The organism is Pontibacter sp. T17, assembly GCF_057219875.1.
Genome location: NZ_JBXVVW010000001.1, coordinates 41582 through 64023 on the forward strand (window position 1 = coordinate 41582; position 22442 = coordinate 64023).

Genomic DNA, 22442 nt, shown 5'->3' on the forward strand with positions numbered 1-22442 from the left:
AAACTTGGCCTGAATTGCGAATGCCCTCCCATAACGCTGAATTGCGCCCCTCTCTGCTGGTTATTGGCCGTCTGCTGATGGTATTTCTACTGCTGATGGGTGGGACCACAACGGCGGCACAACCCGCCGTGAAGAGCCAACCGGGCACCGCCAGCAGCCGTTTGATGCGCAGCCGGATGCTGACCCCCCGTGCAAGCCTGGAGCTCTTCAAAGACGTGCTGTACACCGAGCCTGTAGACCGCGACCGGGCTGCAGTGCTGATGTATCACCCTGAGCTGGACGCCAGTGTACGAGCCGAGCGGGCGGTAATGCTGCGCCAGCTACTGGACGGCATGGGACTGGCCCTGAAGCCCGAGCAGGCGCCGGATGAGGTGAATGGCAAGGACTCGACAGACGTCTACACGCCTTTCAATTCGCTGCCGCAGGTGCGCCTGGACCACGTGAACGGCCGCTGGGTGTTCAGCAAGGCCACTGTAGAGGCCATTCCAACGCTGCACAGCCGGGTATATCCGTTTGGCTACAACAACTGGACCCGCGACATGCCGCAGTTTCTGCGGGGCGAAACGCTGGGGCTGCTACGGTGGCAATACCTGGGGATCGGGCTGTTGGTGGCCGCACTGTGGATAATCTATGGCCTGTTGCGGCTGATACTGCGGCTGTTATCGAACCGGCTGACACGGCGCTTTGGGCTGGAGCCGACGGATGAAGAGGCCGTTGCAGCACGGCGGCGACTGGCGCTGTTTGTGTGCTGTGTTGTACTGGGCGTGCTGCTGCCAATGCTGCAACTGCCGGTGGGCCTGGCGCGCTACCTGATGCTGGGTGTGCGGATTGCCATGCCGCTGTATCTGATTCTGGCACTGTTCAAGGTGGTGAACCTGATAGCGAAAGTGACCATTCTGCGTGGAGCAGAGCAGGGCCACACGCTGAACGAGGCCCTGGCCCCTCTGCTATCCGGGTCGCTGAAGGTATTGCTGGGCATTACAGGCGGCATACTGGTGCTGCGCAACCTGGAGTTTGACGTGACGACACTGGTGGCGGGGCTGTCGGTGGGTGGTCTGGCGCTGGCCCTTGCCGCGCAGGATACAGTGAAGAACTTCCTGGGGTCGATTCTGATACTGCTGGACAAACCGTTCCAGATTGGTGACTACATCATTTTCGAAGGCAAGAGCGGCATCGTGCTGAATGTGGGGCTGCGCGCCACACGGGTGCGGACGTTCGACAACTCGATACTGTACGTGCCGAATGCCAAGCTGACCGACGCCGTCATCGAGAACATGGGGCTGCGGCAGTTTCAGCGCTACCTGTGTATTGTAGGGCTGACGTATGACACTCCTCCAGCTAAGATTGAGGAATTCTGCCAGCGGGTGCGCGACTACGTAATAACACACCCCCGCCTGCGAACCGACTTCCAGCAGGCGTTCTTCCACGAATACGCAGCCTCCTCACTGAACATCCGCATCAACGTGCACATGCAGGCACCGGAAGACGAGTTTGCCGTGCGGCACGAAGTGAACATGTTCCTGCTGAATCTGGCTAAGGAATTAGGTGTGCAGTACGCCTTCCCGACGCAAATGGTATATCTGGCGCCAGGGAGCAAAGAGGGCGCGGCCAGCTAGGAGGTTTTGCCGGGCTGGGTGTAGGCCATGCGGTTGAGCAGAGAGCGGCCGAGGGTGAGTTCGTCGGCAAACTCGAGCTCGGTTCCTACGGGAATACCGCGGGCGATATTGCTCATTCTCACGCCGGTGTGGCCCAAACGGCGGGCCAGGTAAAAGGCCGTGGTTTCGCCTTCCATGCTGCTGGGCAGGGCCAGGATTAGCTCTTCGAACTTACCGGCCTCGACGCGCTGGACGAGACGGTCGATGTTGAGGCGGTCGGGGCCAATGCCTTCGACAGGGGAGATGATGCCTCCGAGCACGTGGTAGCGGCCCTGGTACTGGCCGGTTTTCTCGATGGCGAGTAGATCGCGGGTTTCCTCAACAATGCAGAGCAGGCGGTCGTCGCGGCGGGGCGAGAGGCAGTAGTTGCAGGTGACGTCGTCGGAGAGGTTGCCGCAGGTGTCGCAGCGGCGGGTGTTTTTGCGGAGGTCAATGATGGCCTGCCCCAGCAGCTCGGCCTCGTGCTCGGGTGCCTTGAGGATGTGCAGTGCCAGGCGCAGGGCAGTTTTCTTGCCGATGCCCGGCAGGCGCGAGAAGCCCTCGACGGCGGCCTGTATGTACTTGCTGGGATATTCCATTTATGACGGGGCGCAGGCCTCAAAGGTACGTTACGGACGGCGGAAGTATGAGCCTAACGGTTGTACGGGGGAGCGGTATACGCTAGATTTGGCGGAACCAACCGCACAGCACATGCCTCCCTTTCATCAACTGGGCCAGGTGCCCCAGAAGCGCCACACCGTGTATCGCCGCCCCGACGGGCAACTGTACCATGAGGAACTGGTGAGCACGGAGGGTTTCTCGGAAGTGTACTCGCTTGTTTACCATCACTTTCCGCCGACGCGGGTGAAGCATGTGGGCGAGCCGAAAGACGTGACGCCGAAGATTGCGGTGGAGCGCAACCTGAAAATGCGCAGCCTTCGGGGCTTTCGGGTGGAGCCGAAAGACGACTATCTGGAAAGCCGTGTGGTGGTGCTGACCAACAGCGACGTGCAGGTGATACTGGCCGCGCCGCGCAAGAGCATGTCGTACTTCTTCAAGAACGCCGATGCCGACGAACTGCTGTTCATCCATGAAGGGATGGGCACGCTGCACACGGGCTTCGGCAAGCTGGCCTTCAAATACGGCGACTATGTGCACATACCGCGCGGGGTGATTTACCAGCTGACGTTTGACACGCCCGACAACCGGCTGTTCATCGTAGAGAGCGCCAGCGCCATCCGTTTCCCGAAGCGCTACATGAGCAAGAGCGGGCAGCTGCTGGAACACAGCCCCTTCACCGAGCGCGACCTGCGCCGCCCCGTAGACCTTGTGACCCACACCGACGAGGGCGACTTTGACGTGCGCATACAGAAGCAGCGCCTGCTGTGGCCCTACACCTATGCCAACCACCCGTTCGACTTCATCGGCTGGGATGGCTGCTTCTACCCGTACATTTTCTCGATACACGACTTTGAGCCCATCACGGGACGGGTGCACCAGCCACCGCCAGTGCACCAGACCTTTGAGGCGCACAACTTTGTGGTGTGCAGCTTTGTGCCGCGCATGTTCGACTACCACCCGCTGGCTGTTCCAGCGCCGTATCACCACAGCAACGTGGACAGCGACGAAGTGCTGTACTATGTAGACGGCGACTTCATGTCGCGGAAAAGCGTTGAGCGCGGGCAGATTACGCTGCACCCGGCGGGCATACCGCACGGGCCACACCCCGGCACCATCGAAAAGAGCATCGGGGCCAAGGAGACGAAGGAACTGGCCGTGATGGTAGACACCTTCCGCCCGCTGATGGTGACGGAAGCAGCAATGGGCATCGAAATGCCGGACTACCACCAGAGCTGGCTGTAATAACGGGCCAAGTACAGAAGTCAAAACGGGCGCCGATGGCGCCCGTTTTGACTTCGATGATTTTGAGACCTCAGCGGACTTCGGTGTTGCCGGCGGCTTCGGGCACCTCGGAGGTGAAACGGCCGTCGGGACCGATGGCGGTGGTGAGCTGCGACTGCGTGCGGCTGCTCTTCTGGGCCGAGCCCATGGCGTCGAGCTCAGAGCGGTTGCGGGCTACCTGTGTCTCGATGCGGATTTCTTCCATGCGCACCTGCAGGCTGGCATCGATGGAGGCCGTACGACGGTGGTCGAGGCCGATGGCGATGAGCTCAAATGCCACCTGGCGCTTGTCGATGAGCTTGCCCTCGGGGGTGACGGTGCAGAGCCAGTAATGCACACCGGTACCGTTCTCCTGCGTCACGACAACAAGACGGAAGGGCTTATCGCCAGTGGAGATGAACGTGTAGGGGATGTAGGAGTTATTGGGCACGTCGTCCATGAGGAGGCCCTTGCCCACGAGGAAATTCTTGGTGTAATCGATGGGAGCGGGGCTGAGGGAAGTAGCCTTGATGGCGGGATCGGGCAGGGTGACGGGCAGACGCTGGAGACGGAAGAGCTTGAAGAAGCCCTGTGCAGTGGGCTTGGGCAGGCTGTCGACAGCGGCAGCCTGTGCCTGCTGGGCGGTGTCGTCCTTGCAGGCGGAAGACAGAACAAGGAGCGCGCCGCACGTCAGGACGGCAAATGCACGGTAGAAGTTCATGGCGGGTGTAGAGAGGAGAGGGACCGTAGGCGTATGTGCCTGAGCGCAAATTAAAAAAACCCCGGCGCAGACGATTGGATGTATTGGCCCATCTCTACTTTTGCGGCATGATCGTCGCCGTAGTAGGAGCCACCGGCCTGGTGGGCCGCGAGATGCTCCGCGTACTGGAAGAATTCCAGTTCCCCGTCACCACCCTGCTGCCGGTAGCCAGTGCCGCCAGCGTAGGCCAGACCGTACCCTTCAAAGGACAGGACTGGACCATTGTGAGCATGGAAGACGCTGTAGCCCGAAAACCGACGATCGCGCTGTTTTCAGCGGGCGGGAGTGTAAGTCTGGAATGGGCACCCAAGTTTGCGGCCGTAGGCACACTGGTAATTGACAACAGCAGCGCGTGGCGCATGGACCCGACCGTGCCACTGGTGGTGCCGGAAGTGAACGCCGAAGCCCTGCGCAGTCACAAAGGCATTATCGCCAACCCCAACTGCTCGACCATCCAGATGGTGGTGGCGATGAAGCCACTGCATGAGGCATTTGGCCTGAAGCGCCTGGTGATCACGACCTTTCAGAGCGTGACGGGCACGGGCAAGAAAGCCTATGACCAGCTGATGGGCGAACGGTCAGGCACTGCCACGCTGGCTACCAGCCCTTACGCCCACCCCATCGACCTGAACTGTCTGCCGCACTGCGACGTGTTTCTGGACAACGACTACACCAAGGAGGAGATGAAGCTGGTGAACGAGACGCGGAAAATCATGGGGCTGCCGGGGCTGGCCGTGACGGCCACCTGCGTGCGGGTGCCTGTGGTAGGCGGCCACTCGGAAGCCGTGAACGCGGAGTTTGCCCGGCCAGTGAGTGCCGCTGAAGCGCGTGCCGTGCTGGAGAAAGCCGAGGGCGTGGTGGTGCAGGACAATCCGGCGGCGAAAGAATACCCGATGCCACGGCTGTCGCACGGGCGCAACGAGGTGTTTGTAGGGCGCATCCGGGTAGATGAGAGTCAGCCGAACAGCCTGAACCTGTTTGTCGTCGCCGACAACCTGCGCAAGGGCGCTGCCACCAACGCCGTGCAGATAGCACAAGCCCTGCTGAAGGCCCAGTTGGTGACAGCCTGAGTGTCCCAAATTAGCCCACAGGGAAGGGATGGCCCTTCCCTACCCCATTTTCTACCCCATGGATTTCATCACCCCCACCCCTGAAGAACTGGCCGCTCTGCCTGTATACAGCCGGAGCGAACTGGCCCTGCGCAACGGCCAGGACAAACCTGAAACGTGGGTGGCGTTCAAGGGGGTAGTGTATGATGTAACGGCCAGCCGACTGTGGCGGAACGGCAAGCACTACGAACATTTTGCCGGACAGGACCTGACACCGGAGATGCAGGACGCGCCACACACCGAGCGTGTGTTTGCAAAATTCAAGGCTGTGGGAAGATTAGGCTGAAGTGTCCAAGATTTGATACGGCATCTGTTCATAATTTTGAACGATGACCGAACAGACAGCCGAACACAAACTGAGCGCCGAAGAGGTGAGCCGTGCGCGGACGGAGCTGTTGCGCCGTTTGCAGGCTATGGAGCAGGCGAAGAAAGCCCTGGCGACCCCCAGTGAGGAAAGCGAACCCAGCCGCTCGGCGTCTTCTGATGAAGACACCGAGAAGCGTATGGGCAAAGCCTTCCGCAACATGGGTTGCTAGTACAGACACACGACAAAAGCACATTACGGCAGACAGGCTGTTTCCAAAGGGAGCAGCCTGTCTGCTTTTTAGAGCGCGCGTATCAGCGGGCAAGCCAGCCGGAGGCCAGCATGATGTCGAGAATGGCGAGACCCCCGAAGATGGCCGAGCCCAGGCCGTTGGCGGTGAAGAAGGCGGCGTTGATGCGGCTGAGGTCGCCGGGCTTAACGAGGAGGTGTTGGTAGACGAGGAACCCGCCGAAGAACACGGCGCCCACCCAGAATACCCAGCCCAGACTAAAGAGGACGCCCGCCACTACCATAGCGGCGAAGCTAACGACGTGCAGCGCCACCGAAGTGCGAATGGCCCCGACGGTGCCCAGCATCACGGGGATGGAGTTGAGGCCCTGCGAGCGGTCGAAGGCTTCGTCCTGCAGGGCATAGACGATATCAAAGCCAGCGACCCAGGCGAAGACGCCCACGCCCAGCACCACGATGCCAGTGACAAACTGCTCGGTGACGGCGATGTAGGCCCCGATGGGTGCCAGCGCCAGCCCCACACCCAGCACCAGATGACACAGGGGGGTGAAACGCTTGGTATAGCTGTAGCCCAGGACCACCGCCAGCGCCACCGGCGACAGATAGAAGCACAGACGATTGATGAACCAGGTGGAAACGACGAAGGCCACGCAGTTGAAGATGACGAAGGCGAGGGCCTGAGTGGGCGAGATGAGGCCAGCGGGGACCTCGCGGGTGGCGGTGCGGGCGTTGGCGGCGTCGAAACGGCGGTCGGCCCAGCGGTTGAAGCCCATAGCGGCGCTGCGGGCAAAGACCATGCAGAGCAGCACGTAAATGAGCTTCCAGCCATCGAAGCCGGCGGTGTCGCGGAAGCCGAGGGTGAGGCCCACCAGCGCGAACGGCAGCGCAAAAACCGTATGGCTGAATTTGATGAAGGACAGATAGCGGCTGAGCATGGCAGAAAATGGCCTCAAAGATAGGCGTAGTGGGAGGTTTCTCAATGAACAGACGGCCAAGGCATTGAGTTTACAGCGGGCATTTCGTACCTATGGGTGCACTTAGTGCACACTCATTTCTACACACATCCATCCACTTCACACATGCGCAACTTCAACGCCAGTTGGCTGGGCGCTGGGCTTCTGCTGCTGTCGGCCTGTACGGCTGTCGAAAACAGAGGCATCGGCTCGAAAGCCATTGATGTAGCCAACATTGACACAAGCATTGTTCCGTGCGACGACTTTGACGCCTATGCAAACGGCGGCTGGCAGAAAGGCCACCCGCTGCCTGCTACGGAAGCCAGCTATGGGGCGTTCAACGAACTGAACGACCGGAACGAGAAGATCCTGAAGGAAATGCTGGAGGCCGCTGCTGCCGCCAACGCAGCCAAAGGCACCAATACCCAACGTGTAGGCGACTTCTTCGCGACTGGCATGGACTCGGCCGCGATTGAAAAAGCGGGCCTGACGCCGATTCAGCCCCTGCTGACGAAAATTGACGGCGCCAAGAGCCCGGCAGAGTTTCTGGGCGTAGTGACCGAACTGGAGCGCCAGGGCATTGCCAACATGATTGGCGTGTACGTGGGCCAGGACGACAAGGACGTGAGCAAGTATGCCCTGAACCTGGGCCAGAGCGGCCTGGGCCTCGGCAACCCCGAATACTACACCGGCACCGGCGCCTATGAGCAGGACATCCGGAGTAAGTATCAGGCGTATGTGGAGCAGGTGCTGGGCCTGATGGGCTTGGACGCCGCCGCTGCCAAGAAAGGTGCTGCCGATATTCTGGCTCTGGAAGTGGCGCTGGCGAAGGTGTCGCGCAAGTATGTAGACCTGCGCAACCCGCAGCTGAACTACAACAAGATGACGATGGCCGAACTGGCCAAGCTGACGCCCGACATGGACTGGGCCGCCTATCTGAATGGCATTGGTGCCACCAAGGTTGACTACGTGATTGTAGGCCAGCCCGACTACTTCAAGGGCCTGAACGGCCTGCTGAAGAGCACACCGCTGGACACATGGAAGCTGTATCAGAAGTTCCACACGGTGCGGTCGCTGTCAAACTACCTGAGCATGCCGTTCGTGACGGCGTCGTTCGACTTCTTTGGCAAGACCCTGCGCGGGGCCAAGGAAATGCAGCCCCGCTGGAAGCGCGTGCTGCGCCAGACGAACAACTCGCTGGGCGAGGCCCTGGGTCAGGAGTACGTACAGCGGGCCTTTACACCTGAAGCGAAGGAGCGTTGCCTGGAAATGGTACGCAACATCCAGCAGGTGTTCAGCGAGCGGATTGCCGGGCTGGAGTGGATGAGCGACAGCACCAAGCTGAAAGCCCAGGAGAAGCTGCGCGCCATCGTGAACAAGATTGGCTACCCGGACAAGTGGAAAGACTATAGCAGCCTGAGCATCGGCCGCGAGAGCTATGTGCAGAACGTACTGGCCGCCAACGCCTTTGGCCACAACGAAAACATTGGCAAGCTGGGCAAGCCGATCGACCGCGGCGAGTGGCTGATGTCGCCCCCAACGGTGAATGCCTACTACAACCCGCCGATGAACGAGATCGTGTTCCCGGCTGGCATTCTGCAACCGCCGTTCTATGACCCCAACGCCGACGACGCCGTGAACTATGGTGGCATGGGCGCGGTAATAGGCCACGAACTGACCCACGGCTTTGATGACCAGGGTCGCCAGTTTGACGCCAGCGGCAACCTGCGCGAGTGGTGGACGCCCGAGGACGACAAGAAATTCCGCGAGCGTGCCGGCGTAGTGGTAGAGCAGTTCAACGCCTACACCGTGGTGAACGACTCTACGCACGTGAACGGACAGCTGACGCTGGGCGAGAACATCGCCGACCTTGGTGGCCTGACGATTGCCTACTACGCCTTCATGAAGACCGAGCAGGCCAAGAAAGGCGAGAAGATTGACGGCTTTACGCCCCAGCAGCGCTTCTTTCTGGGGTGGGCCCAGGTGTGGCGCAACAACGCCAGCAACGCCTACCTGCAGAACCAGGTGAAGAACGACCCGCACAGCCCGGCGAAATACCGGATCAACGGGCCACTGTCGAACATGCCAGAGTTCAAAGAAGCCTTCCAGTGCCAGGACGGCAGTAGGATGGTACGGCCTGCTGAAAAACAAGCCAGAATTTGGTAACTTAGGATATCCATTATCCCCTTACCGCGGCGCGCACCCCTCAAAAGGTGCGCGTCTGCGTTTGGGGGGGCGGGCAAAAGTGTTAGGTTTGAAAGCATTACCCAACCGAAAACCCAACTAAACCGAACCCCAACCATGGCAACACCCCGTACCGTATTGATTACCGGCAGCACCAGCGGCATAGGCCTTGGCATGGCCAAAGGCTTTGCGAAAGCAGGCTACAATGTAGTGCTGAATGGCCTGGAAGCCAACGGCGCCGATATCGCTGCCGAAGTGGGCAAGACCTATGGCGTGAAAACGCTGTTCTCGAATGCCAACATGATGAAGCCCGAGGAGATAGAGGCGATGATACGGCAGGCAGAACAGACGCTGGGCGGCGTAGACGTGCTGGTAAACAACGCGGGCATTCAGTTTGTATCGCCGGTGCATGAGTTTCCAGTGGCGAAGTGGGACGCCATCATCGCAATCAACCTGAGCTCGGCATTTCATACATCCCGGCTGGTGTGGCCACGGATGATGCAGCAGCAGTGGGGCCGCATCATCAACGTGGCAAGTGTGCACGGGCTGCGGGCCAGCGAGTTCAAGAGTGCGTACATCGCGGCAAAACATGGCGTGGTAGGCCTGACGAAAACACTGGCACTGGAAGGCGCCCCCCATGGCATCACGGCCAACGCCATCTGCCCCGGCTATGTGAAGACGCCGCTGGTGGAAGGGCAGATTGCCGATCAGGCCAAGGCCCACAACATGACGCCAGAAGAAGTGGTGGCCAAGGTGATGCTGAAGAAGCAGGCCATCAAGGACTTTGTGTCCATTGACACACTGACAGATCTGGCGCTGCTGCTGGCCTCAGACAACGGAGCGACGTTCACCGGAACGGCAATACCGGTAGACGGCGGCTGGTCGGCACAGTAATCGGCCCGGCTGTACAAAATGCAAACCCCCACCTGGAATCCAGGCGGGGGTTTATGCTTACAGGGCCCCTACGGGTTTACTCCACGTTCGTTTCGCTCGGAATGCCTTACCAGAGTATGGGGAGCGGAGTTGATCAGCGGCCACCGGCAGCTCCCTGACGGGCACGCAGCTGCTGAAGCAGGTAACGCTTGAAGCCACGTTCGGCCTTATAGACCATTGCAACCTTGCGGATAGGGAGAATCTGCTTGAAGCGGGCGAGATACTTGCGCTGGAGCTCCATTTCCTCCTGCTTGTAGGCAATCATCTGGTCGAGGGCGCGCTCGACTTCGGCGTCGGTCATGACGGCGAAATTTCGCTTTGCATCCATGGCGTCGAGGGCAGCCTCGCGGCGGCTCTCATCGGTTTCACGGAGGTATTCGTTGTAGACAGGCCAGAAGACCTGGCTTTCTTCGGGGGTGAGGTTAGCCTCGCGGGTGATATAGGCGACCCGCATGGCTTCGATCTGCTCGAGACGGTCTTGCAGAAAACCACCGCCCTGGGCGTAGAGGTCCATCGAAGAGATGGAGAGCAGGAGGAAAGCCACCATCGAGAGAAGTGCGCGGAAACGAAACATGGCGTGGCGATAAGAAGTGTAAGGATGGAAGAGGGTCAGTTCTGGTGGGTGTAGGCGTCGATGAGCTCCTGAGTGTCGAGGCTGTTGAGGATGTACTCATCCACCTGGCTGGCGGAGGCAGCTGCCTGCGCTGGGCCCTGTGGGAGGGTTTCTGCGGCAACCTCCATGAGGAGACGGGTATCGTAGGCGTCGATGTTGGCGTGGAGCGCCTGATAGAGGGTATCCTCGGGGTCGGATGTGGCAGGAAGCCCAATGCCGCCAGCCACCACCATGCCCATTACCAGCACCATGGGGAGCGCCAGCCGCAGCACACTCACGGCCCACTGGAAACGAAAGCCCTGACGCTGTTGCCGGGGGGCAATGCGCATCTGCATCCGATAGGGCAGATTATCGAAATACCCCTCGGGCGCGCGGAAGATGTCTTCCTTAAGGTGGGGGTTGTGTTCGAGGTCTAACATGGCTGCTGATGTAGAGAGTGGTCAATAAGCGGCGGGTGCACAGATGGTGAAGGTGAAACGCATGACGCGAGCAAAGGTTTAAGGCTCGGTCATGAATTTTTCAATTTTCTGCACGGCGTGGTGGTAGCTGGCCTTGAGGGCCCCTACGGTAACGCCGAGCACCTCGGCCATGTCTTCGTACTTCATTTCCTCGAAGTACTTGAGCTGGAAGACGACGCGCTGGCGCTCGGGCAGGCGGAGCATGGCCTTCTGGAGTTTCTTCTGGATGGCGTCGCCGTCGACGTAGGGCGTGGAGTCGAGTTTGGCGGCCAGTTCGCGCTCGACATCGCCCAGGGGCAGGAGGAAGCGGCGCTTCTTTTTGCGGAGCGCAGAGAGGGCCTCGTTGGTAGCGATTTTATACAGCCAGGTAGAGAGCTTGGCGTCGGCGCGGAAAGAGCCGAGGTTGTGCCAGACCTTTACCAGCACCTCCTGCAGGATGTCGTCGGCCTCGTCATGGTCAATGACGATACGGCGAATGACACGATACAACTGCTGCTGGTACTTTCGTACCAGCAGGTTGAACGCCCAGGAGGCCGTATCAGGGTTCCGGAATCGCTCGAGGAGTATCTCGTCGGTGATTTCGATGGTTCAGCAGAGGTTTGCCACAAGTATAACACCGGGGGCGTTATCTGGTGCGGCCATTGGCGAAGCGCCAGCTGAGGTTTGTCCAGACGTTGATGGGCGGGCCGGGCTCGAAGTAGCGGCCAGCAGCTGCATTGGGCACGACGCCACTGTACCAGCGCTGGTTGAGGAGATTGTTGACACCGCCTGTAAGGTCGACGCGGTGGCGGCCCCACTGCCAGGTCCAGCCAGCCTGCACGTCGAGCATGACGAGGCCAGGGTTTCGGGTGTCTGCATTGGACAGAGACGAGCCGGGCGGGGTGCCGTTGAAGTCGTTGAGGGGGAACCCGCTGGTGTAGCGGGCGTTGGCCATAACCGAGAGCGCGCGCCAGGGCCGCCACAGGGCCTGTACGGCCAGGTTGACGGGGGGTATGGCGGGCTGGCGCTTGCCCTTGAGGTCTACGCCCTGTAGTTCGTACTCAGTGAAGCGGGCCTCCTGCACGGTGAGGGCGCCGATGAACGTCCACTGGGGCGAGAACTGCCAGGTGAGGGCCGACTCGAGGCCGATGAGGTAGCTGCGCCCGGCGTTGCGGTAGTAGGTGATTTCCGAGCTGCCGGGATTCTGGAAGGGGAGAATCTGGTTGGTGATGAAGTTGGCGTACAGGGAAGATTGCCAGGCGAAGGCGCCTTCGGTGCCATTCCAGCCTACTTCCACGGCCCAGGTAGATTCGGTCTTGAGGTCGTAGTTGAGCCAACGGGAGGTGTCGGCGGCGGGCAGGTTGGTGAGTTCGACAAGGGTGGGCGCCTGAAAGCCGCGCGACACGTTGAAATACACCTGCTGAGTGGGCTTAACCTTCCACTTAAGGCCAACAAAGGGGGCGTTATTCGAATACAGGACAATCTGATTATCCTTTTTAAAGATGGGGAAGATGTTGAAGAACCAATTGCGTTCTTTAGGATCACGGCTGACCCAGGCCGAACGCGTCTCGGCGACGAAGCCCCCGGTGAGTGTCATTCTGGGGGTGAGGTCATATTGGAGCAGGAGATTCCATTGGTCAGCAAAGGCACTTTCCTCCTGATTTACCGTGATTGGCCCGCGCATGTCCGGGCTGTCCCAGGCGTCAGGGACGGACGAACCAGAGGGTACGCCGAGGTTCTGGTATTCCCGCCGCTGGTCGACGGTGGCACTCGTCTGGTAGCCGAGCTCCCAGCGGAGCTTGTTGTATCTGGTGGAGGTGAGATTGCCGTAGGAGGTTCGGATGCGCCAAGAGCGGCGCTCGGTGGTGATGAAAGCCCCTGGGATGGGATTGGTGAGGCCGCGGTCAAGCGTTACCATGCTGAAATGAAAGACGTTGTGGTAACGCTTCTGCCCCTCCTTTTCCCAGAGAAAGCTGGCAAAACCCTGCTTCACCGACTTGCCAGCGCCCTGCTGGATGACGAAGTCGCGTGTCTGGCGGGGGTCGGCTTGGGCATCGGCGAGGGTGAGGCTGGAGGGGTTGAGCCACCGCGGAACATTGAGGTTACCGACGGTGAACTGAATATAGCCCCCGCGCTTGCCGGTGTGTGCGATGCGGGTGTAGAGATACCGACTGTAAGCCTGGCTGTTGGGGCGGTAGCCACCGAACTGCTGGATGGAACCCTGCACCGAGAACTCCCAGCCCTTGACGCGGGAGCCGAGCGCGAGGAAGTGCCGCTGCTGGCCGAAGGAGCCGAAGAGCGTCTGTGCCTGGGCCTCGAAGGTGTTGGTGTGGCGCAGACTGGTGAACTGAAGTGCGCCCATTGCACCGTAGGCCAGCTGTGCGGCGGCAGGCCCTTTGATGACGGTAAGGTCCTGCATGCCTACCATTTCAATGCCCTGCAACTGCGCCTGACCGTCTGGGAAGGTGAGGGGAATGCCGTCGAGGGAGATGTAGGTGCCCCGGATGCCGAAGCTGGCGCGCGCGCCAGCTCCCCGCATGACCAGCCGCTCGCCCAGGCCACTGTTGTAGCGGGGGGTGAGCTGCAGGCCGGGGACGGTGCGGAGCATATCGGCAGTGGTGAGGTTGGGCATCTGCCGGACGCGGTCGTCGACGGAGATGACCGAGACAGCAGCTGGACCGTCGAGCAGCCAATGCTGTGGCCGGGCTGTCTGTACAATGATGGTGTCGATTACGGCTTTGGTGGAGTCCTGTGCGGAGGCTGCCAAGGGCACGCCGAAGATGGCCAGAACCACGCTCCTCTTAACCAGGCCTGATGCCTTGAGAGATGCAATCATGTTTCAATAATACGCGCAACTTTCAAATAAAAAAGGCAACCACGCAAGTGTGGTTGCCTTTTACCCGAAAGTGGGAATGCTTAACTGGCAATGCGGACGCCACGGAGGCGCTGCCAGTAGTCGGAATGGTGGTTCCAGCCGCGACGGCGGAGAAAGCGCTCAAAGCTTTCGCCCTCTTTGCGGGGGCTCATCTCGCACCAGAGCCTGATGTCGCGGACACAATCTTCCGCCGAAGCATAGCGAGCGTAGAAATGGTAGCGTCCCACCGCGGTGCTCTTGCGCTTACCGGCTTTGTGGAGCCCGAAGAAGTTGTTGGCGCGCTTGGCAACCCGGCTATCGAGTTGGGCACCTGCTTCGAGCTTGGCAACGCGAATCCATTCTTCGTCGATCATGTGCTTGCGCATGTAGTGGCGCAGCTCAGCTTCGCGGTTCAGGAATAGAATCGAGTCATTCCTGTTGCTCCCTGCACTACCAGCGAGGAACGGCCAGAAGGCCAGAAACAGCGCTGCGGACAGGGTGATCTTCAGAAAGCGATCCATGAAAAGGTTTTAGGTACAACAATCGCTGAGGCCACCGGTTGATCGGTATACAGCAGGAGGCCACAGCCCACGAACAAACCCTGCCAAGACCAAAGCGGTTTCCCTCTTTGGCTGGGCAGTGGGAATTGAACGGCAAGTATCGGGGGAATATTGGTGTGGGTGTCCAAAACCTTTTCCACTAGAGTGGACAGAATGTCCTTGCGAGGAGACACCCGTGTGCAAAAGCAGTTGGTGACCAATCGGTTACTGCTTATCCCCGGAGGTCACGCGGACGTTTGCGGCGCCATCTTTCAACCGAACGGTCAACAGCTGGTCATTAGCCAAAAGCTGGGAGGAAGTAACGCGGTTTCCTGCGGAATCCTCGACGAGGGCATACCCTCTTTGCAGGACTTCACGGACGTCGAGGCCAGCGAGGGTGGCCTGTGCCGTGGCGAGTTGAACCCGGGCGTGCGACAACTGCTGGCGCATGGCGGTGGCGAGTTGATAGTGCAGATGTTGATAATCCTGCCGGGCCTGAAAAAGGGGGCGCTGAAGTGCCTGCCCCAATTGGGTATGGAGGAGGTGGAGGTCGCGGCGGTGGTGTCGCAGGCCGGTGAGGAGGTAGTGACCGAGCTGCTGCTGGAGCTCGTCGAGGTACTGAAGCCAGGCGAGCTTTTCGGGCGCGAGGAGCTCGGCGGCGGCCGTGGGCGTGGAGGCGCGGAGGTCGGCGACGAAATCGAGGATGGTGAAGTCGGTTTCGTGGCCAATGGCCGAGACGACAGGGACATGAGAGGCCGCCACAGCGCGGGCCAGGGCTTCCTCATTGAAGCACCAGAGGTCTTCGATGGAGCCGCCGCCACGGGCAAAGACAACGGCCTCGACGCCAGGAATAGCCTGGGCCTGCTTCAGGGCACGCAGCAGCGTAGGCAGGGCCTCGACGCCCTGCACAGTGGCGGGCACCACTACGAGGTGGAGGGGCCACCCACGGCGCTGTAGCGTGCGGTGGATATCGTGCAGGACGGCACCAGACGCCGAGGTGATGAGCGCCACCTTACGAGGGAAAGAAGGCAGCGGACGTTTGCGGGCAGGGTCGAAGAGCCCCTCTTCGGCCAGCTGAGCCTTCAGGCGCTCGAAGCGGCGGTAGAGCTCGCCGAGCCCAGCGGGGGTCATCTTCTCGACGAGCAGCTGGTACTGTCCGCGGGCCTCGTACACCATGACACTGCCGTGCGCGACGACGAGGTCGCCTTCGCGAAAGTCCTGATAGGGATTGCGGGCTACCTGGGCGCGGAACATGACCGCCGAAATCTGGCTGACATCGTCCTTGAGGTTGAAGTACCAGTGGCCTGAGGTATGCTTCTTGAGGCTGCCGATTTCGCCTTTGACGCGGACACGCTGAAGATCGGGGGTTTCTTCGAGGAGGGCCTTGATTCGGCGGTTGAGACCGGTGACAGTGAGCGCCCCTTCACTTGCTGGCGGCTTGGGATCGAAGAGCATGGTCAGCGGCTGATTACCAAGCGCTTGGTACCAATGATTTTGCCGTCTACTTCGAGAGAGTAAAAGTAGATGCCGGGCTGCATGTTGTTGACATCGAGCAGGATGCTGGTGCCGTTCTTACGGAGGCTGAGCGACTTGACGGGCTTTCCGAGGAAGTCGTAGATGTGCAAAACGACCGTAGAACCCGTGCCTGCACTGTACTCGATTTTGACTTCGGCCGAGGCAGGATTGGGGAAGGGCGTGCCCAGGCGTGGCGAGCCCTTGCCGACGGAGTCGGGCAGCTGTTGAGTATAGCGGATCTCGGGGCCAGTGGATCCTTTGCTGCCAGTGCCTGTCTTTGGCCGAGCCTTACCGCCATCCTGCTGGGGTGCCTCGGGGCGAGTAGAAAAGGGGTTGGGCAAAAGGCCAAAGAAAAGACGACTTTGCCCCTCATTTGGATTAGGCTTACCGATTTCGACGGGCATGGGCCCGTTAACAACGGTACCTGTACGGCGCTTGGAGAGGAGCGAATCGTCTTCGGTGGGAGTGTTCCGGCGCTGGGCAGTCTGTTGCGAGAGGGCAGACAACGGCCCTGCCTGCAGCATGAGCGCTGCGAGCATCAGAAGCCAGATATGTCTTGCGCCTCGGGTAAACATCAGTGCATAGCGTACGCGAAATCGTGTGCGGCACAACCGTGAAGCAGATTTCGGTAGATAGACCTGCCATTTGGATGTACAAACCGGAAAAAGGTTTGCTCTCAGCCATAGGTAAGTGTGCCCCCAGAAATGCGCGCCAGCAGCGGTTGAACGGACTATTTCCAGCTAGCAAATTTCGCGCAAAAGCGGCCAACTTTTTATGGAAGGCCCAAACAAAATGGCGATTTCCTTTCGAACCAAATTCTGTCAGGCCAGCTTGAGGGCGACGAGGTCGACAGGAAGGACGCGCGAGACGCCCGTTTCTTCCATGGTGACGCCATAAATAACACTGGTGCGGGCCATGGTGCGCTTGTTGTGGGTGACGATGATGAACTGGCTGTCGCGCGAGAATTCGCGGATGATGTTGGTGAATTTATCGACGTTGGCGTCGTCGAGGGGCGCGTCCACTTCGTCGAAAATGCAGAAGGGGGCGGGCTTGATGAGATAGATAGCGAAGAGGAGCGAGGTGGCGGTGAGTGTTTTTTCGCCACCGGAGAGCTGGGTGATGGTGAGAGGCCGCTTGCCCTTGGGGCGGGCCATGATTTCGATGGGGCTCTCGAGGGGATCTTCGGGACGGACGAGGGTGAGGTCGCAGGTGTCCTCTTCTGTGAACAGTGTACGGAAGACGCGCTGGAAATTCTCGCGGATGGCAGCGAAGGTCTCGTTGAACTTGGCGAGAGCGGTTTCGTCCATCTCGCGCATGGTTTCGAGGAGGTTTTCGCGGGCCTTGAGGAGGTCGTCGCGCTGGGTGTTGATGAAGTCGAAGCGCTCCTTGATTTCCTGATAGGCCTCGATGGCGGTAGGGTTGACCTCGCCGAAGCGGTTGAGCTGCTCGCGGAAGCGCAGCATGGCGGCTTCGATGTCGGGTAGGCTGTAGCTCTCGAGGGGCTGGTCGAAGAGCTCGTCGGGCTTGAGGGCTGCGACTTCGATCTGGAACTCGACCTGCATGCGCTCCACCATCGCGTTTTCCTGGATGCGGATTTCGGTGAGGCGGTCTTTGAGCGCGGTATACCGCTCCTGCACGGTTTCGCGGCGGCGGCGCTCCTCGCGCAGGGTGTTTTCCTGCTGGAAGACAGCGTTTTTGATGAAGGCGACCTTCTCCTCGGCTTCCTGCACTTTGGTTGTCAGGGTGGCTTTGGTCTCGTAGAGTTCGAGGATGGTCTGGGTGTAGGAGCCGTCGGTTTGAGCGAGGGCGGAGAGGTCGGTGCGGATGCGGTCGAGCTCCTCGCGCTGCTTCTCGGCAGAGACGTCGAGGCCGGCGAGCTGGTCGCGCTGGAAGATGAAGTCTTTCTTGAGGGCTGCGACACGGTTTTTCAGTTCCACAAAGCGGATGTTCTCCTGGTTGTGGCGCTGGGTAAGCTCAGAAAGGCGGGCGCTGCGGGAGTCGAGCTCGCGGCGATGGGTGTCGAGCTGCTGGGTCAGCTGGTGGAGTTCGTCCTGGAGCTGTTCGCGGCGGGGCTGCTCGGCCTCGTTCTCGCGGGCGAGGCGCTGGATTTCGCCGTCTACATCGCCACTGCGGGCACGCATGCGCTCGAGGTAGGCCTGATACTCGTCGTCCTTGGCCTGAAGCACCGACAGCTGGCGCTGGGTCAGCTGCATTTCGCGGAGGTGGGCTTCGAGGCGCTGGGCGGGGTTTTCTGCGACCAACTGTTGCAGGGCTTCGGTTTCGGCTGCCAGCTGCTGCTGACGGTCTTCCACCTGCTCCTGCATGGACTTGATCTGCGGGCCCAGCTTCTCCAGTGTTTTGGCACGGCCGATGCGCTGGCCCTCAAAGAGGCCAATGCTTCCGCCGGAGAGCCCTACCCCACGGGTAAGAATGGCACCGGAGGTATCGACGACGGTGACGAAGGGGTCGAAGGCGGTGTCGGGGTTGAGGCCTTCGAGGAGCCAGGCGTTGCCGAGGAGGTACTGGACGAGGGGCTGGAGCTCGGGGCTGGCCTCGACGATGTCGGCCAGGCGGCGGGCACCGGCGGGCAGTTCGGGGGCGGGCTGGGTGTTGCGGGCCTGCCACAGGCGGATTTCCTCAAGGATGAAGAAATGGGCGCGGCCCTTGGAGCCATCGCGGAGGAGGCGGAGCCCGGCGGCAGCTTCGGCTCGGGTTTCCACCACGTAGTAGCTGAGCCAGGGTTCCAGCACGGCTTCGACGGCCAGCTTGTGGGCGTCGGGAGTGTAGAAGACCTCGGAAACCAGTGTGGCCTGACGGCTCCAGGAGGTGTTTTTCTTGAGGAACTTGACCGACTCGGAGAAGCCCTCGAGACTCTCGACAAGCCCCTTGGTGAGGGTGTACTCCTGCTGGCGCATGTCGAGGAGGCGCTGCTGCTGGTACAGCTCTTCGCGGAGCTGGTTGAGGCGGGCGGTGCGTTCGGCCACCTGCTGCTCGTGTGTGGCGCGGGCGGCGATGAGGCGCTGCTGCTCGGCTTCCATGCCCTGCATGTCGGCCTTGAGGCGGCGCAGGCGGGCGGCATAGTCCTCCATCTCCTCGACACGGGCGGCGGACTCTGACTGTGTGCGCTGAAGTTCGCGCTGGAGGCCCTGTATCTGAATGGTGCGGCGCTCGAACTCGCGCTGAAGGCCCTGCAACTGGCCCTCGCGGCTGCGCACCTGGCCCTGCGTTTCCTCGAACTGGCGCTGACGGTGGGTAATGGCCGTGCGCAGTTCTTCCAGCTCCTTTTCCAGCTCCACGAGCAGAAATTCCTGCTTATCGTAGGTTTCGTTGGCGTCGTCTATCTCGCCTTCGAGGCGGAGCATTGCGGCCTCGTACTCGGTGCGACGGTCTTTCTCGCCGGAAAGCTGGTCGGCCAATTGGGCTTCGCGCTGCACAAGGTACTTGCCGCGTTCCTGGCGCAGGGCCTGGTCGTTCTCGGCTTTCTGGATAGCCTGCTGGTGATCGGCGAGGATGCGGCGCTGGTCGGCGGCCTGCTCCTCTCGGCGGATGAGCTCAGCCTGGAGTTCCTGGATTTTGGCGTCGGCTTCGGCGATTCGGGCCTGCAACTGGGTGAGGCTGTCTACCAACTCCTGTTCTTCGGCCTCGACGGTCTGCTGGGTTTCGCGGAAGGCGCGGAGGCGGAGCAGGGCAAACTGGGAACTGAGCTGGCGATACGACTTCTTGACCTCGAGGTACTGCTCGGCGCGCTTGGCCTGCCGCTCGGTGGCGCGGAGGTTCTTCTCGATTTCGGTGAGGAGATCCTCGGCGCGGGTGAGGTGCGCCTGCGTCTCGTCCATTCGGGCGAGGGTTTCCTTCTTGCGAAGCTTGTATTTGCTGATACCTGCGGCCTCTTCGAAGAGCTGTCGGCGGGCGTTGTTCTTGTCGGTGAGGAGGTCTTCGACAGCGGAGAGCTCAATGATGGCATAGCTGTCGGCGCCGATGCCGGTATCCATCAGCAGGTTGCTGATGTCCTTGAGGCGGCAGGCCACGCCGTTGAGCAGGTACTCGCTGTCGCCGTCGCGGTAGAGGCGGCGGGTGATGGTGACGGTAGCGTACTCGGTAGGCAGGATGTTGCGGTTGTTCTCGAGGGTCATGGACACCTCAGCCATCGCGGCCCGCTTGCGCTTGTCGGTACCGTTGAAGATGACGTTCTCCATCTTGTCGGAGCGCAGGTTTCGGGTTTTCTGCTCGCCAAGCACCCATCGGATGGCATCGATGACGTTGGACTTACCGCACCCGTTAGGGCCCACAATGCCTGTAATACCGGCATCGAAGCGAAGCTTGACACGGTCGGCAAAGGATTTGAAGCCCTGGATTTCGAGTTCGGTAAGTTTCACGGTGAGGGGTAAGCGCGCCGCCTGCGCGGGATGGAAATACGGGAAAGCAAAGCTAGTGCGCGAAATGTGTAAGTTGGGGGTAGGAACAGGGCTTACCCACAGCTGTGGAAAATCCGCACCGCCATGGAATTATTCGACACACTCTTCATCCTATTCTTTATAGGAGTATTCATCTTCTCGTTGGTGCAGGCCATCAAGAAGGCCATTACCCAGGCGGGGGTAAACACGAACAGGGCTGAGGAGCTGAAGAAACTGATGAAGCAACAGCAGAATCAGCTGTCGCGGAGCAGTGGCCCTACCGAACGGGAGATGATTGCCCGGCAAAAGCAGTTGAAAAAACAACTACAGGAACGCCACTCGCTGAGTGCGCCATCGCTGGCGGACCAGAAGTCGCCGACAAGCAACCGGGAGCGCTGGCAGAGCCAAGTGGAAGCTGATGCCAGCGCGGTGATAGAGGGCGGAGTGACCGGCAGTCTAGAGCGACAGCTGCGTGGCTATGAGTCGATAGAGGAGTACCAAGAGGTGCGGTCGCTGGCAGAAGGACAGTCGTTACTGGTGGATGTAGAGGCTGCGGCAGCCGAAGACTTCCAGAATTTTGAGAAGAAAACCGACCCCAGCCCCGACAACAATACGCTGGCCGCCGAACTGCGGGCTGCAATGAAAGACCCGCGGAGCATCCGACAGGCCTTCATCCTTGGGGAAGTATTGCGCCGACCGGAATGATGAAACGCCTGATGCCGCTGGCCGTTACATCGGCCCTTTGCCTAACGCTGTTCGCAGGCCTGACACCGGCTCCCAAGCCCAAACTGGGCCTGATGCGGCTGGCGCCAGGGCTGTTCATGCACCAGAGTTACAAACTATTGAACGGCAAGTTTTTCCCGAGCAACGGACTGGTGGTGGTTACTGCCGACAGCGTGCTGCTGGTAGATACCCCGTGGGATGAACGCCAGACCGAGCAGCTGCTGCGGGAAGTACGCGAGCGGTTTGGCAAACCCATCAGGCAATGTATTGTGACCCACGCCCACGACGACCGCGTGGCGGGAGCCGAAGTGCTGCGCAAAGCCGGTGTGCGGGTAGTGAGCACGGCCCACACAGCCCGCCGATGTGCCCAGCAGGGTTTGCCTGTGCCCGATAGCAGTCTACAGGCAGGCGTGTACACCTTTGGGGCCTTCAGCTATGAGATATTGAGCCCTGGCCCCGCACATGCTCCTGATAACATCGCCATATGGCTGCCGATGCACAGCACGCTATTTGGCGGCTGCATGATACGTGCGGCGCATTTTGGGGACATGGGCAACACCGCAGACGGCGACCTGACCCACTGGAGCAAAGCCGTGGACTATGTGGAAGCGCATACACCGGGCGTGAAGATTGTGGTGCCGGGTCATGGCGCACCAGGCAGTGCTTTTCTCTACAACCACACGCGAGCCCTCCACAAGGCACACATGGATGGACTGAAAGCAGTGGGCCGTTAAGAAACCGTTGCATTTTCAGGGCCTATCTTTAACTTTTATTGGGGAATGGAGTGCGTGTAAGCCTCTAGTTTTGAGGCACTCACTACCACTCACCTATGTACACGCGATTATTGGCTTTTGTAACTGCCGCTGCACTGGCAAGCGCCTGCACAGAAGACAACCCGACCCCCACCACACTGCCGCCGCCAACACAGAACGGAAGCAAGACCCTGGCTGCCCTTGTGAACAGCCAGCCCTGGATAGCCAAAAGCGACAACTGGGCGGGTGTTCAAGCTGATCTGTCGAGCACCGGCACACTGGATATTTACGCCAAGCGGCACCATCTGAACGATTATAACGAAGACATTCAGATTACTGTGCTGGGAGTCAATGGCCCAGGGCGCTATGAACTACGGGCGGTAAACTATGGTGGCGACAGCCTGGTGCCATCAGTGGTGTTTGCCAACCGCCTAACCCGCTGTTTCAGTACGTCGGGCCAAAAGAGTGCTGGTTTTCTGGAGGTGACTTATCATGACCCTTCGCGGCAGATACTTGCCGGGCGCTTTGAACTGGAAATGGCCGGCAGCTGCGGCAACATTCGAGTAACCAAAGGCCAGTTTGACCTGCTGTACACCGCATACTGAGCA

General features: G+C 60.2%; 21 protein-coding genes. 10 read left to right on the forward strand and 11 right to left on the reverse strand.

The genetic code is table 11. The features are described from left to right. The first annotated feature begins 20 nt into the window (after nucleotides 1-20). Nucleotides 21-1616 carry a mechanosensitive ion channel family protein gene (locus tag AC2D8O_RS00165; RefSeq protein ID WP_484676752.1) on the forward strand — a complete coding sequence of 532 codons (1596 nt, stop codon included), beginning with the start codon at nucleotides 21-23 and terminating at the stop codon, nucleotides 1614-1616. Here the strand turns inward: AC2D8O_RS00165 and recR are convergent. Continuing rightward, nucleotides 1613-2233, reverse strand: coding sequence for a recombination mediator RecR (gene recR / locus AC2D8O_RS00170; RefSeq protein WP_484676753.1), 621 nt, complete (start codon nucleotides 2231-2233; stop codon nucleotides 1613-1615). The genes AC2D8O_RS00165 and recR overlap by 4 nt on opposite strands. A 112-nt stretch (nucleotides 2234-2345) precedes the next feature. On the opposite strand from recR, the gene AC2D8O_RS00175 reads away from it, so the two are divergent. Further along, nucleotides 2346-3497 (forward strand): homogentisate 1,2-dioxygenase, encoded by a 1152-nt coding sequence (locus AC2D8O_RS00175; protein WP_484676754.1) that lies wholly within the window; start codon nucleotides 2346-2348, stop codon nucleotides 3495-3497. A 70-nt stretch (nucleotides 3498-3567) separates the two neighbouring features. Here AC2D8O_RS00175 and AC2D8O_RS00180 read toward each other — a convergent pair whose 3' ends face one another. Further along, nucleotides 3568-4236, reverse strand: coding sequence for a hypothetical protein (locus AC2D8O_RS00180; RefSeq protein WP_484676755.1), 669 nt, complete (start codon nucleotides 4234-4236; stop codon nucleotides 3568-3570). A gap of 107 nt (nucleotides 4237-4343) precedes the next feature. Here AC2D8O_RS00180 and AC2D8O_RS00185 point away from each other — a divergent pair, with 107 nt between their 5' ends. From AC2D8O_RS00185 to AC2D8O_RS00195, 3 genes are read left to right on the forward strand one after another with little or no spacing between them, the layout of a single operon-like run. Then, nucleotides 4344-5345, forward strand: coding sequence for an aspartate-semialdehyde dehydrogenase (locus tag AC2D8O_RS00185; protein ID WP_484676756.1), 1002 nt, complete (start codon nucleotides 4344-4346; stop codon nucleotides 5343-5345). Nucleotides 5346-5403: 58 nt separating this feature from the next. Next, nucleotides 5404-5670, forward strand: coding sequence for a cytochrome b5 domain-containing protein (locus AC2D8O_RS00190; RefSeq protein WP_484676757.1), 267 nt, complete (start codon nucleotides 5404-5406; stop codon nucleotides 5668-5670). A gap of 43 nt (nucleotides 5671-5713) precedes the next feature. Continuing rightward, nucleotides 5714-5920 (forward strand): hypothetical protein, encoded by a 207-nt coding sequence (locus tag AC2D8O_RS00195; RefSeq protein ID WP_484676758.1) that lies wholly within the window; start codon nucleotides 5714-5716, stop codon nucleotides 5918-5920. Nucleotides 5921-6002: 82 nt separating this feature from the next. On the opposite strand, the gene AC2D8O_RS00200 is transcribed toward AC2D8O_RS00195, so the two are convergent. Continuing rightward, nucleotides 6003-6872, reverse strand: a complete 870-nt coding sequence (locus tag AC2D8O_RS00200) for a UbiA-like polyprenyltransferase (RefSeq protein ID WP_484676759.1) — start codon at nucleotides 6870-6872, stop codon at nucleotides 6003-6005. A gap of 144 nt (nucleotides 6873-7016) precedes the next feature. On the opposite strand from AC2D8O_RS00200, the gene AC2D8O_RS00205 reads away from it, so the two are divergent. Next, nucleotides 7017-9056, forward strand: a complete 2040-nt coding sequence (locus AC2D8O_RS00205; RefSeq protein ID WP_484676760.1) for a M13 family metallopeptidase — start codon at nucleotides 7017-7019, stop codon at nucleotides 9054-9056. 135 nt (nucleotides 9057-9191) lie between these two features. Continuing rightward, nucleotides 9192-9968: a 3-hydroxybutyrate dehydrogenase gene (locus AC2D8O_RS00210; RefSeq protein WP_484676761.1), complete on the forward strand. Its 777-nt coding sequence runs from the start codon at nucleotides 9192-9194 to the stop codon at nucleotides 9966-9968. 133 nt (nucleotides 9969-10101) lie between these two features. Here AC2D8O_RS00210 and AC2D8O_RS00215 read toward each other — a convergent pair whose 3' ends face one another. From AC2D8O_RS00215 to smc, 8 genes are all read right to left on the reverse strand, one after another. Beyond that, a complete protein-coding gene (locus tag AC2D8O_RS00215; RefSeq protein ID WP_484676762.1) occupies nucleotides 10102-10581 on the reverse strand; it encodes a hypothetical protein in 480 nt (159 codons plus the stop codon). Nucleotides 10582-10616: 35 nt separating this feature from the next. Then, nucleotides 10617-11039, reverse strand: a complete 423-nt coding sequence (locus tag AC2D8O_RS00220) for a hypothetical protein (RefSeq protein ID WP_484676763.1) — start codon at nucleotides 11037-11039, stop codon at nucleotides 10617-10619. Between the two features lie 78 nt (nucleotides 11040-11117). After that, nucleotides 11118-11657, reverse strand: coding sequence for an RNA polymerase sigma factor (locus AC2D8O_RS00225; RefSeq protein WP_484678255.1), 540 nt, complete (start codon nucleotides 11655-11657; stop codon nucleotides 11118-11120). Nucleotides 11658-11703: 46 nt separating this feature from the next. Continuing rightward, nucleotides 11704-13893 carry a TonB-dependent receptor family protein gene (locus AC2D8O_RS00230; RefSeq protein WP_484676764.1) on the reverse strand — a complete coding sequence of 730 codons (2190 nt, stop codon included), beginning with the start codon at nucleotides 13891-13893 and terminating at the stop codon, nucleotides 11704-11706. Between the two features lie 80 nt (nucleotides 13894-13973). Beyond that, a complete protein-coding gene (locus tag AC2D8O_RS00235; protein WP_484676765.1) occupies nucleotides 13974-14432 on the reverse strand; it encodes a hypothetical protein in 459 nt (152 codons plus the stop codon). A 243-nt stretch (nucleotides 14433-14675) separates the two neighbouring features. After that, nucleotides 14676-15905 carry an exodeoxyribonuclease VII large subunit gene (gene xseA / locus AC2D8O_RS00240; protein ID WP_484676766.1) on the reverse strand — a complete coding sequence of 410 codons (1230 nt, stop codon included), beginning with the start codon at nucleotides 15903-15905 and terminating at the stop codon, nucleotides 14676-14678. A 2-nt stretch (nucleotides 15906-15907) separates the two neighbouring features. Beyond that, nucleotides 15908-16504: a T9SS type A sorting domain-containing protein gene (locus AC2D8O_RS00245; protein ID WP_484676767.1), complete on the reverse strand. Its 597-nt coding sequence runs from the start codon at nucleotides 16502-16504 to the stop codon at nucleotides 15908-15910. A 282-nt stretch (nucleotides 16505-16786) separates the two neighbouring features. Further along, a complete protein-coding gene (smc, locus tag AC2D8O_RS00250) occupies nucleotides 16787-20341 on the reverse strand; it encodes a chromosome segregation protein SMC (RefSeq protein ID WP_484676768.1) in 3555 nt (1184 codons plus the stop codon). A 123-nt stretch (nucleotides 20342-20464) separates the two neighbouring features. Between smc and AC2D8O_RS00255 the strand changes: the two genes are divergently transcribed. The 3 genes from AC2D8O_RS00255 (at nucleotide 20465) to AC2D8O_RS00265 (ending at nucleotide 22439) form a co-directional block, all read left to right on the forward strand. Further along, complete coding sequence (locus AC2D8O_RS00255) at nucleotides 20465-21064, forward strand: hypothetical protein (RefSeq protein WP_484676769.1); 600 nt, start codon at nucleotides 20465-20467, stop codon at nucleotides 21062-21064. Beyond that, the gene (bla, locus tag AC2D8O_RS00260; protein ID WP_484676770.1) at nucleotides 21061-21816 is read left to right on the forward strand and encodes a subclass B1 metallo-beta-lactamase; all 756 of its coding nucleotides are present in this window, start codon (nucleotides 21061-21063) and stop codon (nucleotides 21814-21816) included. Before AC2D8O_RS00255 ends, bla begins: the two co-directional genes overlap by 4 nt. A gap of 95 nt (nucleotides 21817-21911) precedes the next feature. After that, nucleotides 21912-22439, forward strand: a complete 528-nt coding sequence (locus AC2D8O_RS00265; protein ID WP_484676771.1) for a Riean_0653 family protein — start codon at nucleotides 21912-21914, stop codon at nucleotides 22437-22439. The last annotated feature ends 3 nt before the right edge of the window (nucleotides 22440-22442 follow it).

Coding starts and splice junctions, on each gene's coding strand:
- AC2D8O_RS00165 (WP_484676752.1), top strand. CDS start 21: ATGCCCTCCCATAACGCTGAATTGCGCCCCTCTCTGCTGGTTATTGGC.
- recR (WP_484676753.1), bottom strand. CDS start 2,233: ATGGAATATCCCAGCAAGTACATACAGGCCGCCGTCGAGGGCTTCTCG.
- AC2D8O_RS00175 (WP_484676754.1), top strand. CDS start 2,346: ATGCCTCCCTTTCATCAACTGGGCCAGGTGCCCCAGAAGCGCCACACC.
- AC2D8O_RS00180 (WP_484676755.1), bottom strand. CDS start 4,236: ATGAACTTCTACCGTGCATTTGCCGTCCTGACGTGCGGCGCGCTCCTT.
- AC2D8O_RS00185 (WP_484676756.1), top strand. CDS start 4,344: ATGATCGTCGCCGTAGTAGGAGCCACCGGCCTGGTGGGCCGCGAGATG.
- AC2D8O_RS00190 (WP_484676757.1), top strand. CDS start 5,404: ATGGATTTCATCACCCCCACCCCTGAAGAACTGGCCGCTCTGCCTGTA.
- AC2D8O_RS00195 (WP_484676758.1), top strand. CDS start 5,714: ATGACCGAACAGACAGCCGAACACAAACTGAGCGCCGAAGAGGTGAGC.
- AC2D8O_RS00200 (WP_484676759.1), bottom strand. CDS start 6,872: ATGCTCAGCCGCTATCTGTCCTTCATCAAATTCAGCCATACGGTTTTT.
- AC2D8O_RS00205 (WP_484676760.1), top strand. CDS start 7,017: ATGCGCAACTTCAACGCCAGTTGGCTGGGCGCTGGGCTTCTGCTGCTG.
- AC2D8O_RS00210 (WP_484676761.1), top strand. CDS start 9,192: ATGGCAACACCCCGTACCGTATTGATTACCGGCAGCACCAGCGGCATA.
- AC2D8O_RS00215 (WP_484676762.1), bottom strand. CDS start 10,581: ATGTTTCGTTTCCGCGCACTTCTCTCGATGGTGGCTTTCCTCCTGCTC.
- AC2D8O_RS00220 (WP_484676763.1), bottom strand. CDS start 11,039: ATGTTAGACCTCGAACACAACCCCCACCTTAAGGAAGACATCTTCCGC.
- AC2D8O_RS00230 (WP_484676764.1), bottom strand. CDS start 13,893: ATGATTGCATCTCTCAAGGCATCAGGCCTGGTTAAGAGGAGCGTGGTT.
- AC2D8O_RS00235 (WP_484676765.1), bottom strand. CDS start 14,432: ATGGATCGCTTTCTGAAGATCACCCTGTCCGCAGCGCTGTTTCTGGCC.
- xseA (WP_484676766.1), bottom strand. CDS start 15,905: ATGCTCTTCGATCCCAAGCCGCCAGCAAGTGAAGGGGCGCTCACTGTC.
- AC2D8O_RS00245 (WP_484676767.1), bottom strand. CDS start 16,504: ATGCTCGCAGCGCTCATGCTGCAGGCAGGGCCGTTGTCTGCCCTCTCG.
- AC2D8O_RS00255 (WP_484676769.1), top strand. CDS start 20,465: ATGGAATTATTCGACACACTCTTCATCCTATTCTTTATAGGAGTATTC.
- bla (WP_484676770.1), top strand. CDS start 21,061: ATGATGAAACGCCTGATGCCGCTGGCCGTTACATCGGCCCTTTGCCTA.
- AC2D8O_RS00265 (WP_484676771.1), top strand. CDS start 21,912: ATGTACACGCGATTATTGGCTTTTGTAACTGCCGCTGCACTGGCAAGC.